This window comes from Variovorax sp. FW305-3-2-15-B-LB1, from assembly GCF_058787635.1.
Map to the genome: position 1 here is coordinate 20,104 of NZ_JBYSZY010000046.1, position 21,697 is coordinate 41,800.

Sequence of the window (21,697 nt, forward strand, 5' to 3'; positions counted from 1 at the left end):
GAAAGAAAGGATCAGTGCGCGATCTGCACGAAGACTTCGTTCGGTTTGACCATGCCGAGTTCCGCGCGCGCGCGTTCCTCGACCATCTCGAGGCCGTCTTTCAGGTCATTGACTTCGGACGCCAGCCGCTCGTTGTTGAGGGCGGCCTTGGCGTTGGCGTCCTTCTGGTCGGCCAGCTGGGTCCTCAGCTGGGCGACCTCGCGCACGCTGCCGCGCCCGTTCCACAGCTGCCACTGCAGGATGACCAGCAGCAGCACCAGGATGAGAGGAGGGACGAAGCGCGCGCGCATGCAGGCTGCGAGGCGCTACTTGAGGTTGTAGAACGCGCCGCGGCCCGGGTAGACGGCGATGTCGCCGAGGTCTTCTTCGATGCGCAGCAGCTGGTTGTACTTGGCGATGCGGTCCGAACGCGACAGCGAGCCGGTCTTGATCTGGCCGGCATTGGTGCCCACGGCGATGTCGGCGATGGTGCTGTCTTCGGTTTCGCCCGAACGGTGCGAGATGACGGCCGTGTAGCCTGCGCGCTTGGCCATCTCGATGGCGGCGAAGGTCTCGGTCAGCGTGCCGATCTGGTTGATCTTGATCAGGATCGAGTTGGCGATGCCCTTGTCGATGCCTTCCTGCAGGATCTTGGTGTTGGTGACGAACAGGTCGTCGCCCACCAGCTGCACGCGCTTGCCCAGGCGTTCGGTCAGGTGCTTCCAGCCGTCCCAGTCGCCTTCGTGCATGCCGTCTTCGATGCTGATGATCGGGTACTTGTCGACCCAGGTCGCGAGCATGTCGGTCCAGCTTTCGGCCGTGAGCGACAGGTTTTCGCCCGACAGCACGTACTTGCCGTCCTTGTAGAACTCGCTGGCCGCGCAATCCAGGCCCAGGGCGATCTGTTCGCCGGCGGTGTAGCCGGCCTTGTCGATGGCTTCCAGGATCAGCTGGATGGCTGCTTCGTGGCTCTCGACGCTGGGGGCGAAGCCGCCTTCGTCGCCCACGGCCGTGCTGATGCCGCGGTCGCCCAGGATCTTCTTCAGGGCGTGGAACACTTCGGCGCCGTAGCGCACGGCCTCGCGGAAGCTCTTGGCGCCCACGGGGATGATCATGAACTCTTGCAGGTCCAGGCTGTTGTTGGCGTGCGCGCCGCCGTTGATGACGTTCATCATCGGCACCGGCAGCTGCATGCCGCCCATGCCGCCGAAGTAGCGGTACAGGGGCAGGCCCGACTCTTCGGCCGCGGCGCGGGCCACGGCCATCGACACGGCGAGGGTGGCGTTGGCGCCCAGGCGAGCCTTGTTGTCGGTGCCGTCCAGGTCGATCATCGTGCGATCGAGGAAGGCCTGTTCGCTGGCGTCCAGGCCCAGCACGGCTTCCGAGATCTCGGTGTTGATGTTCTCGACGGCCTTCAGCACGCCCTTGCCGAGGTAGCGGCTCTTGTCGCCGTCGCGCAGCTCGATGGCCTCGCGCGAACCGGTCGAAGCGCCCGAGGGCACGGCCGCACGGCCCATGGTGCCCGATTCGAGCAGCACGTCGCACTCGACGGTGGGGTTGCCTCGGCTGTCGAGAATTTCGCGGCCGACGATGTCAACGATTGCACTCATCTCTATCTCTTTCTCTGGGTCTCTTGGTGGAGTGGACTGGCAAAAAACGGAATCAAAGGCCTTCGACCGCGATCATGTTCATGATGGCGGCGCCGGCACGCGCTTCACGCGCCTTCCGGTATTCGGGCGTCTCGTAGAAGGCCTTGGCCTTCTCGAAGCTGGGGAATTTGAGCACGACCACGCGGGTGGGCTTCCAGTCGCCTTCGAGCGGCTGCACCTGGCCGCCGCGCACGCAGACTTCGGCGCCGTGCGCCTGCATCGCGACGCTCGACCACTTCTTGTATTCCTCGTACTGCGTCGGGTTCGTGACTTCGACGTGGGCGATGACGTAACCACTGCTCATGCTTGAAAACTGTCCTCGAGGAAAGTGTTTTTCTTGGTGACCCGGTCGAGCGCGACGAGCGTCTCGAGCAGGGCCTTCATGTGCTTGAGCGGCACGGCGTTGGGGCCGTCGCTCAGGGCTTTGTTCGGGTCGGGGTGGGTCTCCATGAAGAGACCGGCCACGCCCACGGCCACGGCCGCGCGCGAGAGCACCGGCACCATCTCGCGCTGGCCGCCCGAGCTGGTGCCCTGGCCGCCGGGCAATTGCACCGAGTGCGTGGCATCGAACACCACGGGCGCTTTCGTCTCGCGCATGATCGCGAGCGAGCGCATGTCCGACACGAGGTTGTTGTAGCCGAAGCTGGCGCCGCGCTCGCAGGCCATGAAGCTGTCTTCGTCCAGGCCGGCTTCCCTGGCGGCAGCGCGGGCCTTGTCGATCACGTTCTTCATGTCGTGCGGTGCGAGGAACTGGCCCTTCTTGATGTTCACCGGCTTGCCCGACTGCGCCGCGGCGTGGATGAAGTCGGTCTGGCGGCACAGGAAGGCGGGCGTCTGCAGCACGTCGACCACCTTGGCGGCCTCGGTGATGTCTTCGTGGGTGTGCACGTCGGTCAGCACGGGCAGGCCGAGTTCGCGCTTCACCTTGGCCAGGATCTCGAGGCCCTTGTCACGCCCCGGGCCGCGAAAGCTCGTGCCCGAGGAACGGTTGGCCTTGTCGAAGCTGCTCTTGAAGATGAACGGGATGCCCAGCGACGCGGTGATTTCCTTCAACGTGCCGGCCGTGTCCATCTGCAGCTGCTCGGATTCGACCACGCACGGGCCGGCGATCAGGAAGAAAGGCTGGTCCAGCCCGATGTCGAATCCGCAAAGCTTCATGCCACTGCCTTGAGCGTCTTGTTGGTGCTGCCCGCGCCCTTGTCCTTGTGGTCGAGCGCCGCCTTGATGAAGGCGTTGAACAACGGATGGCCGCCCCACGGCGTTGACTTGAACTCGGGGTGGAACTGCACGCCCATGAACCACGGGTGCACGTTCTGCGGCAGCTCGACGATTTCGGTCAGGTGCTCGCGCTGCGTGAGCGCCGAGATCACGAGGCCGGCATTGCGCAACTCGTCCAGGTAGTTGACGTTGGCTTCGTAGCGGTGGCGATGGCGCTCGGTGACCACGTCGCCGTAGATGCTGTGCGCCAGCGTGCCCGGCGAGACGTCGGAGCTTTGCGCGCCAAGGCGCATGGTGCCGCCGAGGTCGGACTTCTCGTCGCGCGTCTTCACGGTGCCGTCGCGGTCCTTCCACTCGGTGATCAGCGCGATCACGGGGGTGGGCGTTTCCGGGTCGAACTCGGTGCTGTTGGCGTTCTTCAGGCCGGCCACGTGGCGGGCGTATTCGATGGTCGCAACCTGCATGCCCAGGCAGATGCCCAGGTAGGGCACCTTCGATTCGCGCGCGAAGCGGGCAGCCGAGATCTTGCCTTCCACGCCGCGCTGGCCGAAGCCGCCGGGCACGAGGATGGCGTCGTACTTGGCCAGGCGCGACACGTCTTGCGCCGTGATGGTCTCGGAGTCGATGTAGTCGATCTTCACGCGGGCATGGTTCTTCATGCCGGCGTGGCGCAGCGCTTCATTGAGCGACTTGTAGCTGTCCGACAGGTCGACGTACTTGCCGACCATGGCGATCGACACTTCCTGTTGCGGATGCTCGACCTCGTACACCAGCTCGTCCCAGCGCGTGAGCTTGGCCGGCGGGGTGTTGATGCGCAGCTTGTCGCAGATCAGGCCGTCCAGGCCCTGTTCGTGCAGCATGCGGGGCACCTTGTAGATGGTGTCCACGTCCCACATCGAAATGACGCCCCATTCGGGCACGTTCGAGAACAGCGAGATCTTGGCGCGCTCGTCGTCGGGAATCGGGCGGTCGGCGCGGCACAGCAGGGCATCGGCCTGGATGCCGATGGCGCGCAATTCCTTGGCGGTGTGCTGCGTGGGCTTGGTCTTGAGTTCGCCGGCGGCGGCGATCCAGGGCACGTAGGAGAGGTGCACGAAGGCCGAGTTGTTCGGGCCCATGCGCAGGCTCATCTGGCGCACGGCTTCCAGGAAGGGCAGCGACTCGATGTCGCCCACGGTGCCGCCGATTTCGACGATGGCCACGTCCACCTCGTGCGCCGTGCCGATGCCGGCGCCGCGCTTGATGTATTCCTGGATTTCGTTGGTGATGTGCGGAATGACCTGGACGGTCTTGCCGAGGTAGTCGCCACGGCGTTCCTTCTCGAGCACGGTCTTGTAGATCTGGCCGGTCGTGAAGTTGTTGGCCTTGCGCATCCGCGTGTTGATGAAGCGCTCGTAGTGGCCGAGGTCGAGGTCGGTCTCGGCGCCGTCATCGGTGACGAACACTTCGCCATGCTGGAACGGTGACATCGTGCCGGGGTCGACATTGATGTACGGATCGAGCTTGATGAGGGTGACTTGGAGGCCGCGCGATTCGAGGATCGCGGCGAGCGAGGCGGAGGCGATTCCCTTGCCAAGGGAAGATACGACACCACCGGTGACGAAGACAAATTTGGTCATGCCAGTTCCGGACGCGTGAATCCGGGCAGTGGGAAATTGCGATTATAGGTGTCCCCTTTGTGCCTCCACGGCCGAAGGCCATCCGGTTCCTGATCTTGTCGGTATGTGAGCAACAATATGTCCCATGCAAGATCTCGCCGGCAAACACATCGTCCTCGGACTCACAGGGGGCATCGCCTGCTACAAATCGGCCGAGCTGTGCCGCCTGCTCGTGAAGGCGGGCGCCACCGTCCAGGTCGTGATGACCGAGGCGGCCGAGCAGTTCATGACGCCGGTCACCATGCAGGCGCTCTCGGGGCGCACCGTCTACACCTCGCAGTGGGACGCTCGCGAGCCGAACAACATGCCGCACATCAACCTCAGCCGCGAGGCCGACGCGATCGTGCTGGCGCCCTGCAGCGCCGACTTCATTGCGCGGCTGGTGCAGGGCCGCTCCGACGAGCTGTTGAGCCTGCTGTGCCTGGCGCGTCCGACCGAGCGCGTGCCGCTGTTGATCGCCCCGGCCATGAACCGCGAGATGTGGGCCCATCCGGCCACGCAGCGCAACCTGATGCAGGTGGCCGCCGACGGCGCGACCGTGCTGGGCGTGGGCAGCGGCTGGCAGGCCTGCGGCGAAACCGGCGACGGGCGCATGCTCGAACCGGCACAGCTGCTGGAAGACATCACGGCCTTCTTCCAGCCCAAGCTGCTGGCGGGGCAGAAGGTGCTCGTCACGGCCGGCCCGACCTTCGAGGCTCTGGACCCGATTCGCGGCATCACCAACCATTCGTCCGGCAAGATGGGCTTCGCCATCGCCCGCGCGGCGCGCGAGGCCGGCGCCGAGGTCACGCTGGTGGCCGGTCCGGTGCACCTGCCGACCCCGCGCGGCGTGAGCCGCATCGACGTGCTGTCGGCGCAGGAGATGCTCGAAGCCACCTCCCGCGCTGCGCAGGCAGCTAGCATTTTTGTAGCAACGGCCGCCGTGGCCGACTGGCGCCCCGCTACGCACAGCGACCAGAAGATCAAGAAGGACGGCAGCGGCCAGACGCCGGTGCTGCACTTCGTCGAGAACCCCGACATCCTGCTTACGGTGGCCAAGAGCGAGCGCGCCCAGGCCAGGAAGCTGTTCTGCGTGGGCTTCGCGGCCGAGAGCGAGAACCTCGCCGAGCACGCCAAGGCCAAGCGTGAACGCAAGGGCATTCCGCTGCTGGTGGGCAACATCGGCCCGCTGACCTTCGGGCAGGACGACAACGCGCTGCTGCTGGTGGACGCAAAGGGCGTGCGCGAGCTGCCCCGGGCGCCCAAGCTCCGGCTAGCGCGGGAACTGATGACGGAAATTGCAGCGCGACTTCCCGATTGGAGGGCCTGATGAACACCGAATCCAACACACCGCCCAACGGCGACTTCGCCCGCTACGTGGAGCAGCTGTCGGCGCGGGCCGGCCAGTCTGCCCGCGTCCCGGGCAAGGAGTCCGAGCACGGGCTGGACGTCGGCATGACGCCTTCGCCCGGTGCGCAGGGGACCACCGTCGCACGTCGTGAATCGCCGGCTGGCGAGGCCGCGAAGGCTGACGGCAGCAAGGCCATCCCCCCGGGCACGCTCAAGGTGCTGGCCGGCATGGGGGCGATGGTGTTCCTGGTGCTGTGGGCCATTGGCGTGCCGCTCTCCGTGCTCGTCCTGGGCGCCGCTGCGGCCGCCTGGTTCGGCAAGCGTTTTCTCAAGGGGCTCAACCTGAGGCCCGGGGTCGCCAAGTGGCAGCAGGTGCTCGAAGAGGCCGCCCGCAGGCAAAAAGAACAGCAACAGAAATAAACAAGGCAGCAAGTCAGTGAACGTAGACGTCCGAATCCTCGATCCGCGCATGGTGGATCAATTGCCCGCGTATGCCACCCCCGGAAGCGCCGGCCTCGACCTGCGGGCCTGCCTCGATGCCCCGGTCACGCTCGAGCCCAATGCCTGGCAACTGGTGGGCACCGGCATCGCGATCCACCTGGCCGATCCGGCCTATGCCGCGTTGATCCTGCCGCGCTCGGGCCTGGGCCACAAGCACGGCATCGTGCTGGGCAACCTCGTCGGCCTGATCGACAGCGACTACCAGGGCGAGCTGAAGGTCAGCGCCTGGAACCGCAGCAACACGCCCTTCGTGCTGCAGCCGATGGAGCGGCTCGCGCAGCTGGTGATCGTGCCGGTGGTGCAGGCGCAGTTTCGCGTGGTCGCCGAGTTCGAGGCCTCGCAACGAGGCGAGGGCGGCTACGGCTCGACCGGCAAGCACTGAGTTCGTGGGTATGCCCCGGCAAAGCTGAAGGGCACCTGAGTATCCAAGGCGTAAAGAACGGAACCACCGGCGCGTGGTTCGTCTCGAAGGTTTCAGCGTGTGTCTTTCGTCATCGCGGCTTCGGCTGAGGCGTTAGACACAGGCAGGCATGCAGCCCGTCCGGGCGCGTGCTGTTTTCTTCGAGGAGCCTCTTTCATGAACATCTCAATGCGCTTCATTTCCGTCACGGCGTCCGTGCTCGCACTGGCCACGCTCACGGCCTGTGTCGCGCCGGCCCCGGTCTACCAGACCTCGCGCTACCCCTACCAGGCCCCGCCGCGGGCGATCCAGTACCAGGAAGCGGCCTACGTCGAGTACGGCCACGTGGCCAACATCGAGGTGCTGCGCAGCGAAACCGCAGGCGTCGGCACCACGGGTGGCGGTGCCATCGCGGGTGGTCTCATCGGCGGCGTCGTGGGCAACCAGTTCGGACGCGGCAACGGCCGTGCCGCAGCCACTGCGCTCGGCCTCGTGGGCGGCGCCTTGCTGGGCAACACCATCGAGGCCCAGCAGAACGGCCCGCGCGCCTACGAGAGCTACCGCGTCTCGGTGCAGACCGACCGCGGCGGCTACCGCGCCTTCGACGTGCAAAACCCGGGCGACCTGCGCATCGGCGACCGCGTGCGCATCGACAACGGGCACATCTCGCGCATGTAAGCGGTCGGCCGCGCGCGCAAAGAAAAAAGCCGGGCACTGCCCGGCTTTTGCTTTGTGAAGTGGCGTGGTCTCAGTGCAGCATCTGGCCGCCCGGCGCCATCGGCGGCACCTTGAAGAAGGCCGTGCCGGCCGAGCCGCGGCCGACTTCTTCTTCGGTGGCTTCGCGCACCGAACGCACCGTGATGTCCAGGCGGATCGCGATGCCCGCCAGCGGGTGGTTGCCGTCGAGCACGAGGTGGTCGGGGTAGATCTCGGCCACGGTGTAGATCGCGTCCTTGGGGATGCCGTCGCTCACGCCCTTGGGCAGGGCGGAGCCGTCGAAGGTCATGCCTTCCTCGGTGCCTTCGGGGAACAGCGAACGCGGCTCCAGGAAGAGCAGCTGGTCGTTGAAGTCGCCGAAGCCCTGCTCGGGCTCGATCTGCAGTTGCACGCGCGCGCCGGGCTCATGGCCCTGCAGGGCGGCCTCGATCACGTCGAAGAGGTCGTCGCCGCCCACCATGAATTCCACCGGCTCGTCGAGCACGTCCAGCACATCGCCGAGCGTGTCTTTCATGGTCCAGGTCAGGCCGACCACGCATTGTTCAGAGATTTCCATTGCAGAATTCTCCCATGGAGATCAATCAACCGCTGCCCTTGCTTGGCGGCCTGAGTCCCGCGCAGTTCATGCGCCGGTACTGGCAAAAGAAACCCCTGCTGATCCGGCAGGCCGTTCCCTCGATGGTGCCACCGATCGACCGCCCCGCGCTGTTCGCGCTGGCGGAGCGCGAGGGGGTCGAGTCGCGCCTCATCCGGCATGGGAAGGCCGGCTGGTCGCTCAAGCGCGGCCCGTTGCCCCGCCGCGCGCTGCCGCCGCTGAAGCAGCCGGGCTGGACGATGCTGGTGCAGGGCGTCGACCTGCACCACGACGGCGTGCACGACCTGCTGCGGCAGTTCCGCTTCCTGCCCGATGCGCGCCTGGACGATCTGATGATCAGCTACGCGAGCGACGCCGGCGGCGTCGGCCCGCATTTCGACAGCTACGACGTGTTCCTGCTGCAGGCGCAGGGCCGGCGCCGCTGGTCCATCGGCAAGCAGTCCGACCTGCGGCTGCAGGCCGACGTGCCGCTCAAGGTGCTCGAGCACTTCGAGCCCGAGCAGACCTTCGTGCTCGAGCCCGGCGACATGCTGTACCTGCCGCCCAAGTACGCCCACGACGGCGTGGCGGTGGGCGACGACTGCATGACGTACTCGATCGGGCTGCGCTCGTCCGCCGTGGGCGAGCTGGGTGCGGACCTGCTGGCGCGCGTGGCGCAGGCCTATGCGGAAGACCTGGAAGACGCGGGCCCCGCCGAGCTCGCGCGTTATCGCGACCCATCGCAACCTGCTGTCGAGGCTCCGGCCGCGATGCCGGCTGCCCTGCAGGACTTCGCGCGCAAGGCTGTCGAGGCCGCGCTGCGCGACCCCGACGCGATCGACCGCGCGCTGGGCGAATCGCTCACCGAGCCGAAGGCCAATGTCTGGTTCGGCGAGGGCGCCCAGGCGCCCGAGGTGCTGCGCGAAGTCTCGCTCGACCGCCGCACGCGCATGCTCTACGACGCGCGGCACGTCTACATCAACGGCGAGAGCTTCCGCGCCGGCGGGGCCGACGCCACGCTGATGCGGCGGCTGGCCGACCAGCGTGCGCTCGGTGCGCGCGAGCTGGCCCGCGCCAGCGAGGGCGCGCGGGCGCTGCTGGGCGAGTGGTGCGAGGCGGGCTGGCTGCATGCCGGGTGAAGGCGCCGTACCGGTCCTGAGCGAAGGCCGTTTCGACGGCCGCGAGGCGTTTGCCGACCTCGTCCGCAACGCCTTGTCTGCCGCCGCGCATCAGGGCTGGAACGAGATCGTCTTCAGCGACCCCGACTTCGCCGACTGGCCCCTGGGCGAGCGCGCGAGCATCGAAGCGCTGCAGGCCTGGTCGGCCAGCGGGCGCCGCCTGTTGTTGCTGGCGCGGCGCTTCGACTTGGTGGAGCGCGGTCATGCGCGCTTCGTGACGTGGCGCCGCACCTGGGACCACATCGTCGAATGCCGCGCGGCAGGCCGAACAGGCACGCCAGAGGAGGTGCCCAGCGCCCTGTGGACGCCCACCTGGTGCCTGCACCGCATCGACCCCGAACGCAGCCGCGGCGTCTGCAGCAGCGAGCCGCGTGCACGGCGCGACCTGCGCGAAAGCTTCGACGAGTGCTGGCGCCAGGGGCGACCGGCTTTTCCGGCCTCCACGCTTGGCTTGTAAGCCAATGCCGCAAATACACCCCCGCGACATATCCGGGTGGGGTTGGCGGTCTAGAATTTTTTGGTTCCAGACCTTCATTGCCAAAGGAGTCCTCATGAAGAAGTCGTCGTCCGTCCTGATTGCCTCGCTGATCGCCGCTGCCGCCCTGGTGGCCTGCGGAAAGAAAGAGGACGCCGCGCCTGCGGTCGTGACCCCGCCGCCCGCTCCCGTGACCGAACCCGCACCCGCCGCTCCGCCGGCCGCCGCGCCTGCATCGGCACCGTCGGCCGCCGCTTCGTCGGCCCTGGACGCCGCCAACGCCGCGACCGAAGCCGCCAAGAAGGGCGAGGCACCGAAGCAGTAATTCCGCTGCAGGTTCGCACCATGCAAAAAGCCGCCCTCGGGCGGCTTTTTCATTGGGGGAGGGCGATGCCCCGCCTGCTCAGACGTCGAGCCAGGGCGAGCCCTCGGCGGCGGTCGCCGTGAGCATCTCGGCTTCGTCGCCGCCCAGCGCTTCGGCCATCAGGCGACGCACGATGTCGGGCCGGTTGTTCTGTTCGCTCAGGTGCGCCGCGACCACGTGGCGCAGGCCGTCGTGGAGCACGGCGCGCGCGATCTCGGCGGCCGCGGTGTTCGACAGGTGGCCGTAGTTGCCGCCCACGCGCTGCTTCAGGAACGACGGGTAGGCCGAGCCGGCGAGCAGGTCGCTGTCGTGGTTGAACTCCAGCAGCAGCGCATGCGCGCCGCGCAGCCGGGCCAGCACGTGGCTGGTGGCGTGGCCCAGGTCGGTCAGCACGCCCAGCGTGCGGTTGCCGTCGGTGCAGCGCAGCTGCAGCGGCTCGCGGGCGTCGTGGGGCACGGTGAAGGGTTGCAGGCAGAGGTCGCCGACGCTGAACTCGGCGTCGTCGCGCGCCAGGTGCAGGCGGCCTTCGTAGTCGCGCCCGCCGGTCGCGAGCCAGGTGCCTTCGCTCATCCAGACCGGGATGCGGTCGCGCAGCGACAGGGCATGGGCGCAACCGATGTGGTCGCCATGCTCGTGGGTGATGAAGACGGCGTCGAGGTCTGCGGCAGCCAGGCCCGCCTGGGCCAGGCGCCGGTCGAGCTGGCGGATGCCGAAGCCGCAGTCGACGAGGAGGCGGGTGGTGCGGCCGGCGCTGGTCGTTGCTTCGACCAGCGCGGCGTTGCCCGTGCTGCCGCTGCCGAGGCTTCGGAAGCGGAGCATGGGGCTTACTTCAGGTCGTCGGCGATGACCTTGACGATGCGCTGCGCGTTGGCCGAGGTTTCGGGCGCGCCGGCGTCGTTCAGGACCGAGACCGTGGTGGCTTCGCCCTGGCTCTTGACCGAGATGCGGAACTTGATCGGCGCTTCGTCCTTCTTGGAGCTGAACAGCTTGCCGAAGAAGCCATCGTCCTTCTTGTCGGGGTTCGGCGTCACGTAGCGCACGTAGTAGGTGCCGGCGCTGCGATCGCGGTCTTCGACGGTGAAGCCGGTGCGGTCCAGGGCCAGGCCGACGCGGCGCCATGCGCGGTCGAAGCCTTCGCTGATCTGCACGACCGGCTGGTTGCCGACGGTGGCCACGGTGGCGGTCTTGGGCGCTGCGGTGGTCGCGGCGAGGATCTTCGACTGCTCTTGCGACACACCGAGCTTGACCATCAGGCGGCGCAGGAATTCGGTCTCGAGCTCAGGATCGCTCGGGCGGGGCTGCCACACGGTCTGGTCCTGGCGGGAGTTGTTGTAGACCTCCTGCATGCCGCGGTGGCTGACGAAGATCTCGGTGCCGTTGGTGCTGCGCTCCAGGCGGGTGCGGAAGCGATCGAGTTCGCCGGTCGAGTAGACCGAATCGACCAGCTTGCCCAGCGTGCCGCGGATGATGTCCTGTGGCAGCTTGGCGCGGTTCTCGGCCCAGTCGGTTTCCATGATGCCCAGGTTGCGCTGGTCGGTGGTCAGCAGGAAGCCGTTTTCCTGCCAGAAGTCTTTCACCGGTTCCCAGAGCTGGTCGGGCGTGCGGTTGATGACGATCCAGCGCTGCGTGCCCGAGCGTTCCATGCGCACGTCGCCGATGTTGGCCACGGCGGTGGGGATGCCCGGTGCGTTCGCGATGCCGGCCTGGTAGGCGTTGGCGGTGACGGCGCCGCCCGGCACCGCGTAGCGGTTGTCACGCGAGAGCTGGGACAGGTCGGGTGGGACTTCGAGCGTCGGGGCCTTGCCGGCGCTCTTGTAGTCGATCTTGTCGCTCTCGAGGACGGAGCAGGCGGCGAGGCTGGCAACGAGGGCCAGCAGTGCAAGTCGCGAAATGTTCTTCAACGTCGTCTTCCTTGGTGGAATGGTTCGGTCAATCGATGGGCCCCAGCGCCCCGCCCTCTCTGAGCACTGTTGCGGCAAAAGGTTGCTTGACCTTGCTGCGAACAGGGGAAAGGGCGGACGGGAACCGGTGTGATCGGTGGGGAAACCCGGGCTCGGTCAGTCCTTGAGCAGGCCGGTGGCGCGCAGGGCGCCCTCGACCGCCGGGCGGCTCGCTTCGCCGAGTTCCGTGAGCGGCAGCCGCAGGGCGCCGCCGCACAGACCCAGGCGGGCCATGGCCCACTTGAGCGGGATCGGATTGGGTTCGACGAACAGGTTGCGGTGCAGCGGCATCAGTTCGAACTGCAGCTGCATCGCGCGCTTGACGTCGCCGGCCAGCGCGGCCACGCACAGCTCGTGCATCTTGCGCGGCGCCACGTTGGCCGTGACGCTGATGTTGCCCTGGCCGCCGCACAGCATGAGCGCGACCGCGGTTGGGTCGTCGCCGGAGTAGACGGCAAAGCTCTTCGGCAGGTCGCGGATGAGCCACTGGGCACGTTCGATGTTGCCGGTGGCTTCCTTGATGCCGATGATGCCGGGCACCTGCGCCAGGCGCAGCACGGTGTCGTGCGCCATATCGGCGACGGTGCGGCCGGGCACGTTGTACAGCACGACGGGCAGGTCGCCGACAGCTTCGGCGATGGCCTTGAAGTGCTGGTACTGGCCCTCTTGCGTGGGCTTGTTGTAGTAGGGAACGACCTGGAGTTGCGAGTCGGCGCCGACGCCCTTGGCGAACTTGGCGAGCTCGATGGCTTCCTTGGTCGAGTTCGCGCCGCAGCCGGCCATCACGGGCACGCGGCCCCGGGCCTGCTCGACGGATACGCGGATGATTTCGCAGTGCTCTTCCACATCGACCGTCGGCGATTCGCCGGTGGTGCCGACCACGCCAAGGCAGTCGGTGCCTTCGTCAATGTGCCAGTCGATGAGCCGCCGCAGGGCGGGGTAGTCGACACTGCCGTCGTCGTGCATCGGCGTGACGAGCGCGACGATGCTGCCTGTCAGTTGCTCCAAGGGAATCTCTTTGTCGGTGGACGAAAGCGGCCATTCTACTGACTCCGGCCGGGCCGGAGACAGTTGTGTCGGCCAGCTCAGCTGGCCTTCAGGAAGTGGCGCGGCGGGGCGCCCGCGGCCGCTTCGCCGGGCCGCACGGCGGCAATGCGCTGGACGAAGCGCGCCGGCGCCGGCAGGAATCCGTCTTCATAGGCGATCACCTGCAGGCTGGCGCAGGCCCTGAGCAGCTCGCCCGGCTGCAGCAGGAAATCGGGCCGCGAGGGCTTGCCGACGGTCTCGTTGCCGGCCGCGAAGGTCTCGTACAGCAGCACGCCGCCCGGCGCCACGGCGGCCACGATGTCGGCCATGCGCGGGCGCCAGAGGTAGTTGGTGACGACCACCGCACCGAAGCGCTGGGCCGCAAAGGGCCAGGGGCCCGATTCGATGTCGGCCGCCACCACGCGACCGAAGGCGCCGGCCGCCTCGACGGCCTCGGGCGACCGGTCGACGCCGGTCGCCGCATGCCCGCGCCCCGCGAACCATTGCATGTGTCGGCCGGACCCGCAGGCCACGTCGAGCACCGTCGCGTTCGGGGCGAGCAGGTGCGACCAGCGCACGATCCATCCGGAGGGCGTGGTGCTCGCGTGCACGGGAGTTGCTACATCTTTCATAGCTGCCTGGGCCCGGCTTGCGGGCGGTTCGGGGCGACGTTGTTCAGAAACAGGACCACACCTGGTCGACCAGCGTGACCAGGAACGCCGGATGCACGTACAGCGCGAACACGCCGCCCAGCGCCGCCAACACGGCGGCGAGCCAGGCGGCCTGGGCCAGGTCGTGGTTGCGTGTGCGGGGCGTCATGGCGATGGCTCCTTGCAAACAAGAGACGAAAAGCGCGGGCCGTCAGCCCGCCACGGCGACCGGCCGGACCGCGCGCGCAATGGCGCTTTCCTTGACCGGCAGGTTGATCAGCGCCGCGAACACGCCCAGCGCGATCGAGATGTACCAGACGATGTTGTAGCTGCCCGTCGTGTCGTACAGGAAGCCGCCCAGCCACACGCCCAGGAACGAACCCACCTGGTGGCTCAGGAACACGAAGCCGCTGAGCATCGACAGGTGCGCCACGCCGAAGATGCCCGCGACGATGGCGTTGGTGGCCGGCACGGTCGACAGCCACAGGAAGCCCATGGCGGCCGAGAAGACGTACACGCTCAGCGGCGAAATCGGTGCCAGCAGGAAGAGGGCGATCGACACCGCCCGCGCAAAGTAGATGGCCGCGAGGATCTTGGGCTTGGACAGCTTCTGCCCCAGCAGGCCGACCGTGTAGGTGCCGAACACGTTGAACAGCCCGATCAGTGCCAGCGCGTAGCCGGCCACTTCGGGCGACAGGTTCTTGTCGCGCAGGTAGGTCGGCATGTGGATGCCGATGAAGGCCAGCTGGAAGCCGCAGACGAAGTAGCCCGCCATCAGCAAGCCGAAGCTCGGGTAGCGGAAGGCCTCGCCCACGGCCTGCAGCACCGATTGGTCACGGTGGCCGGCCAGGGCCGCGGTCTTGGGTTCGCGCAGGCCGAAGGCCAGCGGCACGATCACCAGCACCAGCACCGCCACCACGGCCAGCGCCGTCTGCCAGCCGAAGGCGCCGATCAGGCGGCCTTCGATGGGCGCCATCAGGAACTGGCCGAACGAGCCGGCCGCCGCGGCCACGCCCATCGCCCACGAGCGGCGCTCGGCCGGAATCTGCCGGCCGATCACGCCGTAGATCACCGCGTAGGTGGAGCCCGCTTGCGCCGCACCGATCAGCACGCCCGCGCTCAGGGTGAAGAGCAGCGGTGTCGGCGAATGCGCCATGCCGAAGAGGCCCGCCGCGTACAGCAGCGAGCCGCCGATCAGCACGCGGAACGCGCCGAAGCGGTCGGCCAGCATGCCCGCGAACACGCCGAAGATGCCCCACGACAGGTTCTGCACCGCCAGCGCGAACGAGAAGGTCTGTCGGTTCCACTCCTGCGCCTGCGTGATGGGCTGCAACCAGAGGCCAAAGCCGTGGCGGATGCCCATCGAGAGCGTGACGATCATGGCGCCACAGAACAGCACCTGCTTGATCGAAAGGGTGGGAGCGGGGGAGGCTTGCATCCTTCGAATGTAGCGAAATGGATGCTGTGGCAGGTGGCGGGGTGGCCATGGCCATTGATGATTTGTGGGCGCGGTTTCAATGCGCGCACGGCATCAAAGAAAGAAGGCAGGCACGCGGCCTGCCTTCGGGGTCAGCGTGCCGGTGCCGCCGCCGCGCCACGCGCGGCAGGAAAACCGTGCTCGCAGGCCTGCCACGCCAGCACCAGCCCGGGCACCAGCAGCGCCAGCAGCGACCAGGGCAGGCTGCCCGCGCCGCCGCCCTGCAGCAGCAGGCCGCCCGCCAGCCCGCCGCCTGCGATGGCGAGGTTCCAGGTCGTCACGACCATCGACTGCGCCACGTCCGCCGCATCGCCGGCCGCCTGGGCCGAGGCGGTCTGGAACAGCGTTGCCGCGCCGCCGAAAGCCAGGCCCCAGACCGCGACCGCGAGGTACACGCCCGCCGCCGACCCGCCCGCCGCGGCGAGCATCAGCGCCGCCAGCGCGAAGGCGGCCGTGCCGGCCAGCACCAGCGTGCGCAGCCAGCGGTCGATCAGCACGCCCGTGAGCCAGATGCCGCCCAGCGACGCCGCGCCGAACACCAGCAGCACCCGTCCGACCTGCGCTTCGAGCCCGGCGTGCGCCAGGAAGGGCGCGATGTAGGTGTAGAGGATGTTGTGCGCCAGCACGAAGGCGAACATCACGGCCAGCACCGGCCGCACGCCCGGCAGCAGGAACACGCGGCGCACGCTCTGCTGGCGTCCGGCCTCCTGGCCCGGGAAGTCGGGCACCTGCCAGCGCACCCAGCCGAGCAGCAGCACCGACAGCGCCGACATGATCAAAAAGGCCGGCCGCCAGCCGACGCTCGCGCCCAGCAGCGTGCCGGCCGGAATGCCCAGCGACAGCGCCAGCGGCGCGCCCAGCATCGCCACGGCGATGGCCCGGCCCTGCTGCGACGGCGCCACCATGCGCGCGGCGTGCCCGGCCAGCAGCGCCCACAGCAGGCCCGCGAACACGCCGGCGAAGAAACGCGCGACCAGCGTCAGCGTGTAGTCGTGCGACAGCGCCGTCACCGTGTTGACCACCGCGAAGCCGCCGATCGCGCCCATCAGCAGCGGCCGGCGACGCCAGCCGCGCGTGAGCGCCACCAGCGGAATGGCCGCCACCAGCGAGCCCAGCGCGTACACGGTGACGAGTTGGCCGACCAGCGCGGGCGCCACGCCCAGGTCGGCACCGATCTGCGGCAGCAGGCCGGCCGGCATCGCCTCGGTGAGGATGGTGATGAAGCCGCCGGCTGCCAGCGCCAGCAGGCCGGACAAGGGCAGGGGGGAGGAAGAGGTCGTGTCACGCATAGACGGCATCCCTCAGTTCGGTGACGAAGCGGCCCGACATGCCTTCATAGAGCGTGTTCGTGAAGGCCACCACGCTGAGCCCGCGCGCCCGGTCGACGAACCAGGCGTGGCCGTAGGCGCCGCCCCAGCGCCAGGTGCCGGGCGATTCGGGCGTCTGCGTGGGCTGCGGGTCGTGCAGCACCGAAAAGCCCAGGCCGAAGCCCCAGCCCGGCGCGTCCGTCGGCCCCCAGGCGCCCGTGTGGTTGCGGCCCATGGCGTCGACGGTGGCGGCGCCCAGCAGCGGGGCGCCGCCGGTGCGCAGCGTGTCGAGCAGGCGCAGGAAGTCGCCCGCGCTGCCGACCATGCCGGCGCCGGCCGAAGGCCAGGCGTTGGCGTCGAAGGCGCGCGCCGGGTCGAAGCGGATGCCGACGGCGCCCTCGAACGGCGTGGCGACGACGGGGCTGTCCATGCGCTGCGGCGGCGTCGCGTCGGCGCCGTTCACGTAGGGCGTGGCCAGCCGCGGGTCGCCGGGGGCGGCGGCGAAGCCCGTGTCGTGCATCTGCAGCGGCCCGGTCACCAGCGTGCGCACGGCCTCGGGCAGCGGCAGGCCGCTGGCCGCCTCGACCACCGCGCCGAGCACGTCGATGGCCAGCGAATAGAGCCAGCCCGTGCCCGGTGGGTACAGCAGCGGCACGCCGGCCAGGCGTTGCAGGTTGGCGGCCAGCGTGAGGCCGTCGTCGCGATCCATACCGTCCGACACGCCGGCGCGCGCGTACGGGCCGTCGTCCGTGCTTTCGAGGAAGCGGTAGCCCAGGCCGGCCGTGTGGGTCAGCAGCTGCCGCAGCGTGATGACGGCTTCGCTGCCGCCTTCAGGCAGGCGGGGGCGGAAGTCCGGCAGCCAGCGCGTCACGGGGTCGTCCAGGTCGAGCCGGCCCTGGTCCACGAGCACCATCGCGGCGGTCGAGACGATGGGCTTGGACACCGAGGCCAGCCGGAACAGCGCGTCCTCGCGCATCGGCCGGCCGGCCTCGCGGTCGGCCAGCCCGGCGGCGCGCCGGTGGACGAGGCGGCCGCCGTGGCGCACCAGCACCACCGCGCCAACCAGCCGCTGCTCGGCCAGCGCGCGGTCGATGGCCGCGTCGATGCGCGACGGGTCCGGGCCCTGCCAGGCAGGGGTGAAAGTGGGGGAAATGTCGGGAAGAAAGGTCATGCGGCCAACGATAGGAACAAGCCGACTTCGGATAAAGACGGCTACAGTTCCGCTCAATGCGGACGTGTAGATCCGCAATGGAGATTCCCCATGGACAGCCTCAGCGGCTTTGCCGTCTTCGTTCAGGTCGCCGAAACCCGCAGCTTCGTGGCGGCCGGGCGCGCGCTCGGCGTGTCGGCCTCGGCCGTGGGCAAGCGCGTGGCGCGGCTCGAGGAGCGGCTGGGCGTGCGCCTGTTCCACCGCAGCACGCGCAGCATCACGCTCACCGCCGAGGGCGCGCTGTTCCTGGCGCGCAGCCGCCGCGTGCTGGCCGAGATCGAGGCCGCCGAGCAGGAGCTGTCGCACGCCGCCGAGGCGCCGCGCGGGCGCCTGCGCGTGAGCCTGCCGCTGGTCAGCTCGCTGGTGCTGCCGGTGCTGGCCGACTTCATGGCCGCCTACCCTGCGATCGAGCTCGACCTCGACTTCAGCGACCGGCTCGTCGACGTCATCGAGGAAGGCTTCGACGCCGTGGTGCGCACCGGCGAGCCGGCGGATTCACGGCTGTCGTCGCGCCAGCTGGGCGAGTTCTCGCAGCTGCTGGTGGCCTCGCCCGCGTACCTGGCGCGCCACGGCACGCCCGCCTCGCCGGACGACCTGGCCCGCCACGCCTGCCTGCATTACCGCTACCCGGCGACCGGCAAGGTCGAGGTCTGGCCGCTCGCGCCCGGGCCCGACGGCAGCGAGGTGCGCCCGCCGGTCTCGATGATCTGCAACAACATCGAGACCCGGCTGTGCTTCGCCCTGCGCGGGCGCGGCATCGCTTGCCTGCCCGACTTCAGCGTGCGCGCCGCGCTGGCCGAGGGCTCGCTGCAGCCCGTGCTGGCCGAGCACCTGCGCCGGCCCCGTACCATCGCGTTCCGCGTGCTGTGGCCGTCGGGGCGCCATCCGTCGCCCAAGCTGCGGGCGTTCATCGATTTCCTGGGCGCGCGGATGTTCGGCCCGCCCGCAGAAACTCACGCCTGATGTGCGAAAAGACCGAAGCCGGTGCCTGTATGGGTATCCAGTCATTTCAACCCAACTGACTACAATCCGCCCCCATGGCGACTTCCCCCAAGACATCTTCAGACTCCGCTTCCGGCTATTCGGAAGGCTCCATCCGCGTGCTCAAGGGCCTCGAGCCCGTGAAGCAGCGCCCGGGCATGTACACCCGGACCGACAACCCCCTGCACATCATCCAGGAAGTGCTCGACAACGCCGCCGACGAAGCGCTGGCGGGCTACGGCAAGAAGATCAAGGTCACGCTGCACACCGACGGCTCGGTCAGCGTTGAAGACGACGGCCGCGGCATTCCCTTCGGCCTGCACCCCGAAGAGAAGGCCCCCGTGATCGAGCTGGTCTACACCCGGCTGCACGCCGGCGGCAAGTTCGACAAGGGCTCGGGCGGCGCCTACAGCTTCTCGGGCGGCCTGCACGGCGTGGGCGTGTCGGTGACCAACGCGCTGTCCAAGCGCCTCGAAGTCAGCTCGCACCGTGAAGGCTCGGTCGCCAAGCTGGCCTTCAGCGCCGGCGACGTGATCGAGGCGCTCGAGATCCGCAGGCTCGAAGCCGGCGAACGCAAGCAGGGCACCACCGTGCGCGCCTGGCCCGACGCCAAGTACTTCGAGACCGCCGCGCTGCCCATGGGCGAACTCACCCACCTGCTGCGCAGCAAGGCCGTGCTGATGCCCGGCGTGAGCGTCACGCTGGCCGTCGAGAAGACCGGCGAAAGCCAGCAGTGGCTCTACAAGGGCGGCCTGAGCGACTACCTGATGCAGACGCTCAACGGCGACCCGGTCATTCCGCTGTTCGAAGGCAGCGGCCATGCCGACAAGAACGCCGACAACTTCGCCGAAGGCGAGGGCGCCGACTGGTGCGTGGCCTTCACCGAAGACGGCCAGCCGGTGCGCGAGAGCTACGTCAACCTGATTCCCACCAGCGCCGGCGGCACGCACGAAAGCGGCCTGCGCGACGGCCTGTTCAACGCGGTGAAGAGCTTCATCGAGCTGCACTCGCTGCTGCCCAAGGGCGTGAAGCTCCTGCCCGAAGACGTGTTCGCGCGCGCCTCGTACGTGCTCAGCGCCAAGGTGCTCGACCCGCAGTTCCAGGGCCAGATCAAGGAACGCCTGAATTCGCGCGACGCCGTGCGCCTGGTGTCCAGCTTCGTGCGCCCCACGCTCGAGCTGTGGCTCAACCAGCACGTCGACTACGGCAAAAAACTGGCCGAGCTGGCCATCAAGGCCGCCCAGACGCGCCAGCGCGCCGGCCAGAAGGTCGAGAAGCGCAAGGGCTCCGGCGTGGCCGTGCTGCCCGGCAAGCTGACCGATTGCGAGAGCAAGGACATCAGCCACAACGAAGTCTTCCTGGTCGAGGGCGACTCTGCCGGCGGCAGCGCCAAGATGGGCCGCGACAAGGAAAGCCAGGCCATCCTGCCGCTGCGCGGCAAGGTGCTCAACACCTGGGAAGTCGAGCGCGACCGCCTGTTCGCCAACACTGAAATCCACGACATCTCGGTGGCCGTGGGCGTCGATCCGCACGGCCCCGCCGACACGCCCGACATGAGCGGCCTGCGCTACGGCAAGATCTGCATCCTGTCCGATGCCGACGTGGATGGCTCGCACATCCAGGTGCTGCTGCTCACGCTGTTCTTCCGGCACTTTCCCAAGCTCATCGAAGCCGGCCACGTGTATGTCGCAAAGCCGCCATTGTTCCGGGTCGATGCGCCCGCGCGCGGCAAGAAGCCGGCCTCCAAGGTCTATGCGCTGGACGAGGGCGAACTCACCGCCACGCTCGACAAATTGCGTAAAGATGGCGTGCGCGAAGGCGCCTGGAGCATCAGCCGCTTCAAGGGCCTGGGCGAAATGAGCGCGGAACAATTGTGGGAAACCACGCTCAATCCGGACACCCGTCGCCTGATGAAGGTCCAATTGGGGCGGTTCGATTTTTCGTCCACCCAGGGCGAGATCACCAAGCTGATGGGCAAGGGCGAAGCGGCGGCGCGGCGCGAGCTCATGGAATTGCGCGCAGACGACGTCGACATCGACGTCTGACAGTTTCCTTTTTCTTTCCTTCTTCTCACACGCATGTCGGTTTTCAAGCGTTCGCTGTGGTTGGCCCTTCTGCTGTGCATGCAGCAGGGGCTCGCGCACGCGACCGACATCTACGGCTACATCGACAGCAACGGCGTGGCGCACTTCGCGGCCGAGAAGGTCGACGAGCGCTACAAGCTCTTCTTCCAGGGCGGCCAGAGCTTCGACACCGCCAAGGGCCTGTCGCCGATGGGTCGCGGCAGCATCCACCGCCGGCTCGACGGCAAGGTGTCGCCGGCGTCGCAGAACCTGCTCGCCATGTTCGAGGCCTCGCCCGGCTACAAGACCGCCAAGGCGGCGCTGCGCGACGCGTCGAGCAAGCACGCGATCGACTACGAGCTGCTGCAGGCGCTGGTCGCCACCGAGTCGGGCTTCGACGCCAAGGCCGTCTCGCCCAAGGGTGCGATGGGGCTCATGCAGCTCATGCCGGCCACCGCGCAGCGCTACGGCGTGGCGACGGACAAGCGCGGCACGATCGAGAAGAAGCTGTTCGATCCGCACATCAACATCGCCGCCGGCTCGCGCTACCTGCGCGACCTGATCGCGATGTTCCCGGGCCAGATCGAGCTCGCGCTGGCCGCCTACAACGCGGGCGAGGGCGCGGTGCAGCGCGCGGGCAACAAGATCCCGAACTACAAGGAAACGCAGAACTACGTGCAGACCGTGCTGCAGCTGTATGCGTACCTCAAGCCCTCGGCCGTGACCGTGGGCGGCAACCTGCGCAGCGGAAGCGGCAGCAGCGGCGGCAGGACGCCCGGGCGCATCCGCATGGAAATGTCGGTGCCCAAGGGCGGCGCGATCGGGCGCGGCAACATGCCGTCCGAGTCGCCGCGCAACGTGCCGACCATGCCCGATATTCCCGAGCCGTCCGACGTGCCCACCAGCGCGGTGGAGCCGGGCGACGCTTCGCCGCCGTCGCCACTGTCGTGATCCCGCAGGCCGCCATGCACCCCACTTTCATTTTGGGCTGAGCGCGAACG

General features: G+C 68.3%; 24 protein-coding genes. 10 read left to right on the forward strand and 14 right to left on the reverse strand.

The annotated features are described in order from the left end of the window. Positions 1 to 11: 11 nt before the first annotated feature. From ftsB to pyrG, 5 genes are read right to left on the reverse strand one after another with little or no spacing between them, the layout of a single operon-like run. Positions 12 to 290 carry a cell division protein FtsB gene (ftsB, locus tag AC3WQR_RS23665; RefSeq protein ID WP_070059525.1) on the reverse strand — a complete coding sequence of 93 codons (279 nt, stop codon included), beginning with the start codon at positions 288 to 290 and terminating at the stop codon, positions 12 to 14. 15 nt (positions 291 to 305) lie between these two features. After that, complete coding sequence (eno, locus tag AC3WQR_RS23670; RefSeq protein ID WP_062474653.1) at positions 306 to 1,589, reverse strand: phosphopyruvate hydratase; 1,284 nt, start codon at positions 1,587 to 1,589, stop codon at positions 306 to 308. A gap of 52 nt (positions 1,590 to 1,641) precedes the next feature. Continuing rightward, complete coding sequence (locus AC3WQR_RS23675) at positions 1,642 to 1,932, reverse strand: DUF1330 domain-containing protein (protein WP_492744021.1); 291 nt, start codon at positions 1,930 to 1,932, stop codon at positions 1,642 to 1,644. Beyond that, positions 1,929 to 2,786: a 3-deoxy-8-phosphooctulonate synthase gene (gene kdsA / locus AC3WQR_RS23680; protein WP_492744023.1), complete on the reverse strand. Its 858-nt coding sequence runs from the start codon at positions 2,784 to 2,786 to the stop codon at positions 1,929 to 1,931. The genes AC3WQR_RS23675 and kdsA overlap by 4 nt, the downstream gene beginning before the upstream one ends. Continuing rightward, a complete protein-coding gene (gene pyrG / locus AC3WQR_RS23685; protein WP_062474658.1) occupies positions 2,783 to 4,465 on the reverse strand; it encodes a CTP synthase in 1,683 nt (560 codons plus the stop codon). The genes kdsA and pyrG overlap by 4 nt, the downstream gene beginning before the upstream one ends. 124 nt (positions 4,466 to 4,589) lie before the next feature. Here pyrG and coaBC point away from each other — a divergent pair, with 124 nt between their 5' ends. The 4 genes from coaBC to AC3WQR_RS23705 all read left to right on the forward strand — a co-directional run bounded on the left by coaBC (position 4,590) and on the right by AC3WQR_RS23705 (position 7,412). Continuing rightward, positions 4,590 to 5,813: a bifunctional phosphopantothenoylcysteine decarboxylase/phosphopantothenate--cysteine ligase CoaBC gene (gene coaBC, locus AC3WQR_RS23690; protein WP_492744027.1), complete on the forward strand. Its 1,224-nt coding sequence runs from the start codon at positions 4,590 to 4,592 to the stop codon at positions 5,811 to 5,813. After that, positions 5,813 to 6,253: a hypothetical protein gene (locus AC3WQR_RS23695; RefSeq protein WP_492744029.1), complete on the forward strand. Its 441-nt coding sequence runs from the start codon at positions 5,813 to 5,815 to the stop codon at positions 6,251 to 6,253. Before coaBC ends, AC3WQR_RS23695 begins: the two co-directional genes overlap by 1 nt. A 16-nt stretch (positions 6,254 to 6,269) precedes the next feature. Further along, complete coding sequence (gene dut / locus AC3WQR_RS23700) at positions 6,270 to 6,716, forward strand: dUTP diphosphatase (RefSeq protein ID WP_070059522.1); 447 nt, start codon at positions 6,270 to 6,272, stop codon at positions 6,714 to 6,716. Between the two features lie 195 nt (positions 6,717 to 6,911). Further along, complete coding sequence (locus AC3WQR_RS23705) at positions 6,912 to 7,412, forward strand: glycine zipper 2TM domain-containing protein (RefSeq protein WP_062474665.1); 501 nt, start codon at positions 6,912 to 6,914, stop codon at positions 7,410 to 7,412. A 70-nt stretch (positions 7,413 to 7,482) separates the two neighbouring features. Here AC3WQR_RS23705 and AC3WQR_RS23710 read toward each other — a convergent pair whose 3' ends face one another. After that, positions 7,483 to 8,007 carry an FKBP-type peptidyl-prolyl cis-trans isomerase gene (locus AC3WQR_RS23710; RefSeq protein WP_492725788.1) on the reverse strand — a complete coding sequence of 175 codons (525 nt, stop codon included), beginning with the start codon at positions 8,005 to 8,007 and terminating at the stop codon, positions 7,483 to 7,485. 14 nt (positions 8,008 to 8,021) lie between these two features. On the opposite strand from AC3WQR_RS23710, the gene AC3WQR_RS23715 reads away from it, so the two are divergent. From AC3WQR_RS23715 to AC3WQR_RS23725, 3 genes are all read left to right on the forward strand, one after another. Then, positions 8,022 to 9,164, forward strand: a complete 1,143-nt coding sequence (locus tag AC3WQR_RS23715) for a JmjC domain-containing protein (protein ID WP_492744031.1) — start codon at positions 8,022 to 8,024, stop codon at positions 9,162 to 9,164. Next, positions 9,154 to 9,660 carry a hypothetical protein gene (locus AC3WQR_RS23720; protein ID WP_492744033.1) on the forward strand — a complete coding sequence of 169 codons (507 nt, stop codon included), beginning with the start codon at positions 9,154 to 9,156 and terminating at the stop codon, positions 9,658 to 9,660. The genes AC3WQR_RS23715 and AC3WQR_RS23720 overlap by 11 nt, the downstream gene beginning before the upstream one ends. Positions 9,661 to 9,754: 94 nt before the next feature. After that, complete coding sequence (locus tag AC3WQR_RS23725; protein ID WP_056583267.1) at positions 9,755 to 10,003, forward strand: hypothetical protein; 249 nt, start codon at positions 9,755 to 9,757, stop codon at positions 10,001 to 10,003. A 78-nt stretch (positions 10,004 to 10,081) separates the two neighbouring features. On the opposite strand, the gene AC3WQR_RS23730 is transcribed toward AC3WQR_RS23725, so the two are convergent. From AC3WQR_RS23730 to AC3WQR_RS23765, 8 genes are all read right to left on the reverse strand, one after another. After that, positions 10,082 to 10,861 (reverse strand): MBL fold metallo-hydrolase, encoded by a 780-nt coding sequence (locus tag AC3WQR_RS23730; RefSeq protein WP_492744035.1) that lies wholly within the window; start codon positions 10,859 to 10,861, stop codon positions 10,082 to 10,084. A 5-nt stretch (positions 10,862 to 10,866) separates the two neighbouring features. Continuing rightward, complete coding sequence (gene bamC, locus AC3WQR_RS23735) at positions 10,867 to 11,943, reverse strand: NlpB/DapX family lipoprotein (protein ID WP_062474681.1); 1,077 nt, start codon at positions 11,941 to 11,943, stop codon at positions 10,867 to 10,869. A 156-nt stretch (positions 11,944 to 12,099) separates the two neighbouring features. After that, positions 12,100 to 12,996, reverse strand: a complete 897-nt coding sequence (gene dapA / locus AC3WQR_RS23740; RefSeq protein WP_409574630.1) for a 4-hydroxy-tetrahydrodipicolinate synthase — start codon at positions 12,994 to 12,996, stop codon at positions 12,100 to 12,102. Between the two features lie 71 nt (positions 12,997 to 13,067). After that, positions 13,068 to 13,640: a class I SAM-dependent methyltransferase gene (locus AC3WQR_RS23745; RefSeq protein WP_492744038.1), complete on the reverse strand. Its 573-nt coding sequence runs from the start codon at positions 13,638 to 13,640 to the stop codon at positions 13,068 to 13,070. Between the two features lie 43 nt (positions 13,641 to 13,683). Then, the gene (locus AC3WQR_RS23750; RefSeq protein ID WP_492744040.1) at positions 13,684 to 13,827 is read right to left on the reverse strand and encodes a hypothetical protein; all 144 of its coding nucleotides are present in this window, start codon (positions 13,825 to 13,827) and stop codon (positions 13,684 to 13,686) included. Positions 13,828 to 13,869: 42 nt separating this feature from the next. Then, positions 13,870 to 15,096 carry an MFS transporter gene (locus AC3WQR_RS23755; protein ID WP_492744042.1) on the reverse strand — a complete coding sequence of 409 codons (1,227 nt, stop codon included), beginning with the start codon at positions 15,094 to 15,096 and terminating at the stop codon, positions 13,870 to 13,872. Between the two features lie 131 nt (positions 15,097 to 15,227). Further along, entirely contained in the window at positions 15,228 to 16,424 is a 1,197-nt protein-coding gene (locus tag AC3WQR_RS23760) for an MFS transporter (RefSeq protein WP_492744044.1), read from the reverse strand. Next, entirely contained in the window at positions 16,417 to 17,613 is a 1,197-nt protein-coding gene (locus AC3WQR_RS23765) for a serine hydrolase domain-containing protein (protein WP_492744046.1), read from the reverse strand. Before AC3WQR_RS23765 ends, AC3WQR_RS23760 begins: the two co-directional genes overlap by 8 nt. Before the next feature lie 90 nt (positions 17,614 to 17,703). On the opposite strand from AC3WQR_RS23765, the gene AC3WQR_RS23770 reads away from it, so the two are divergent. From AC3WQR_RS23770 to AC3WQR_RS23780, 3 genes are all read left to right on the forward strand, one after another. Next, positions 17,704 to 18,615: a LysR family transcriptional regulator gene (locus AC3WQR_RS23770; RefSeq protein WP_492744048.1), complete on the forward strand. Its 912-nt coding sequence runs from the start codon at positions 17,704 to 17,706 to the stop codon at positions 18,613 to 18,615. A 74-nt stretch (positions 18,616 to 18,689) separates the two neighbouring features. Continuing rightward, positions 18,690 to 20,678, forward strand: a complete 1,989-nt coding sequence (locus tag AC3WQR_RS23775; RefSeq protein WP_492744050.1) for a DNA topoisomerase IV subunit B — start codon at positions 18,690 to 18,692, stop codon at positions 20,676 to 20,678. Between the two features lie 33 nt (positions 20,679 to 20,711). Further along, a complete protein-coding gene (locus AC3WQR_RS23780) occupies positions 20,712 to 21,647 on the forward strand; it encodes a lytic transglycosylase domain-containing protein (RefSeq protein WP_390345009.1) in 936 nt (311 codons plus the stop codon). Positions 21,648 to 21,697 lie beyond the last annotated feature (50 nt).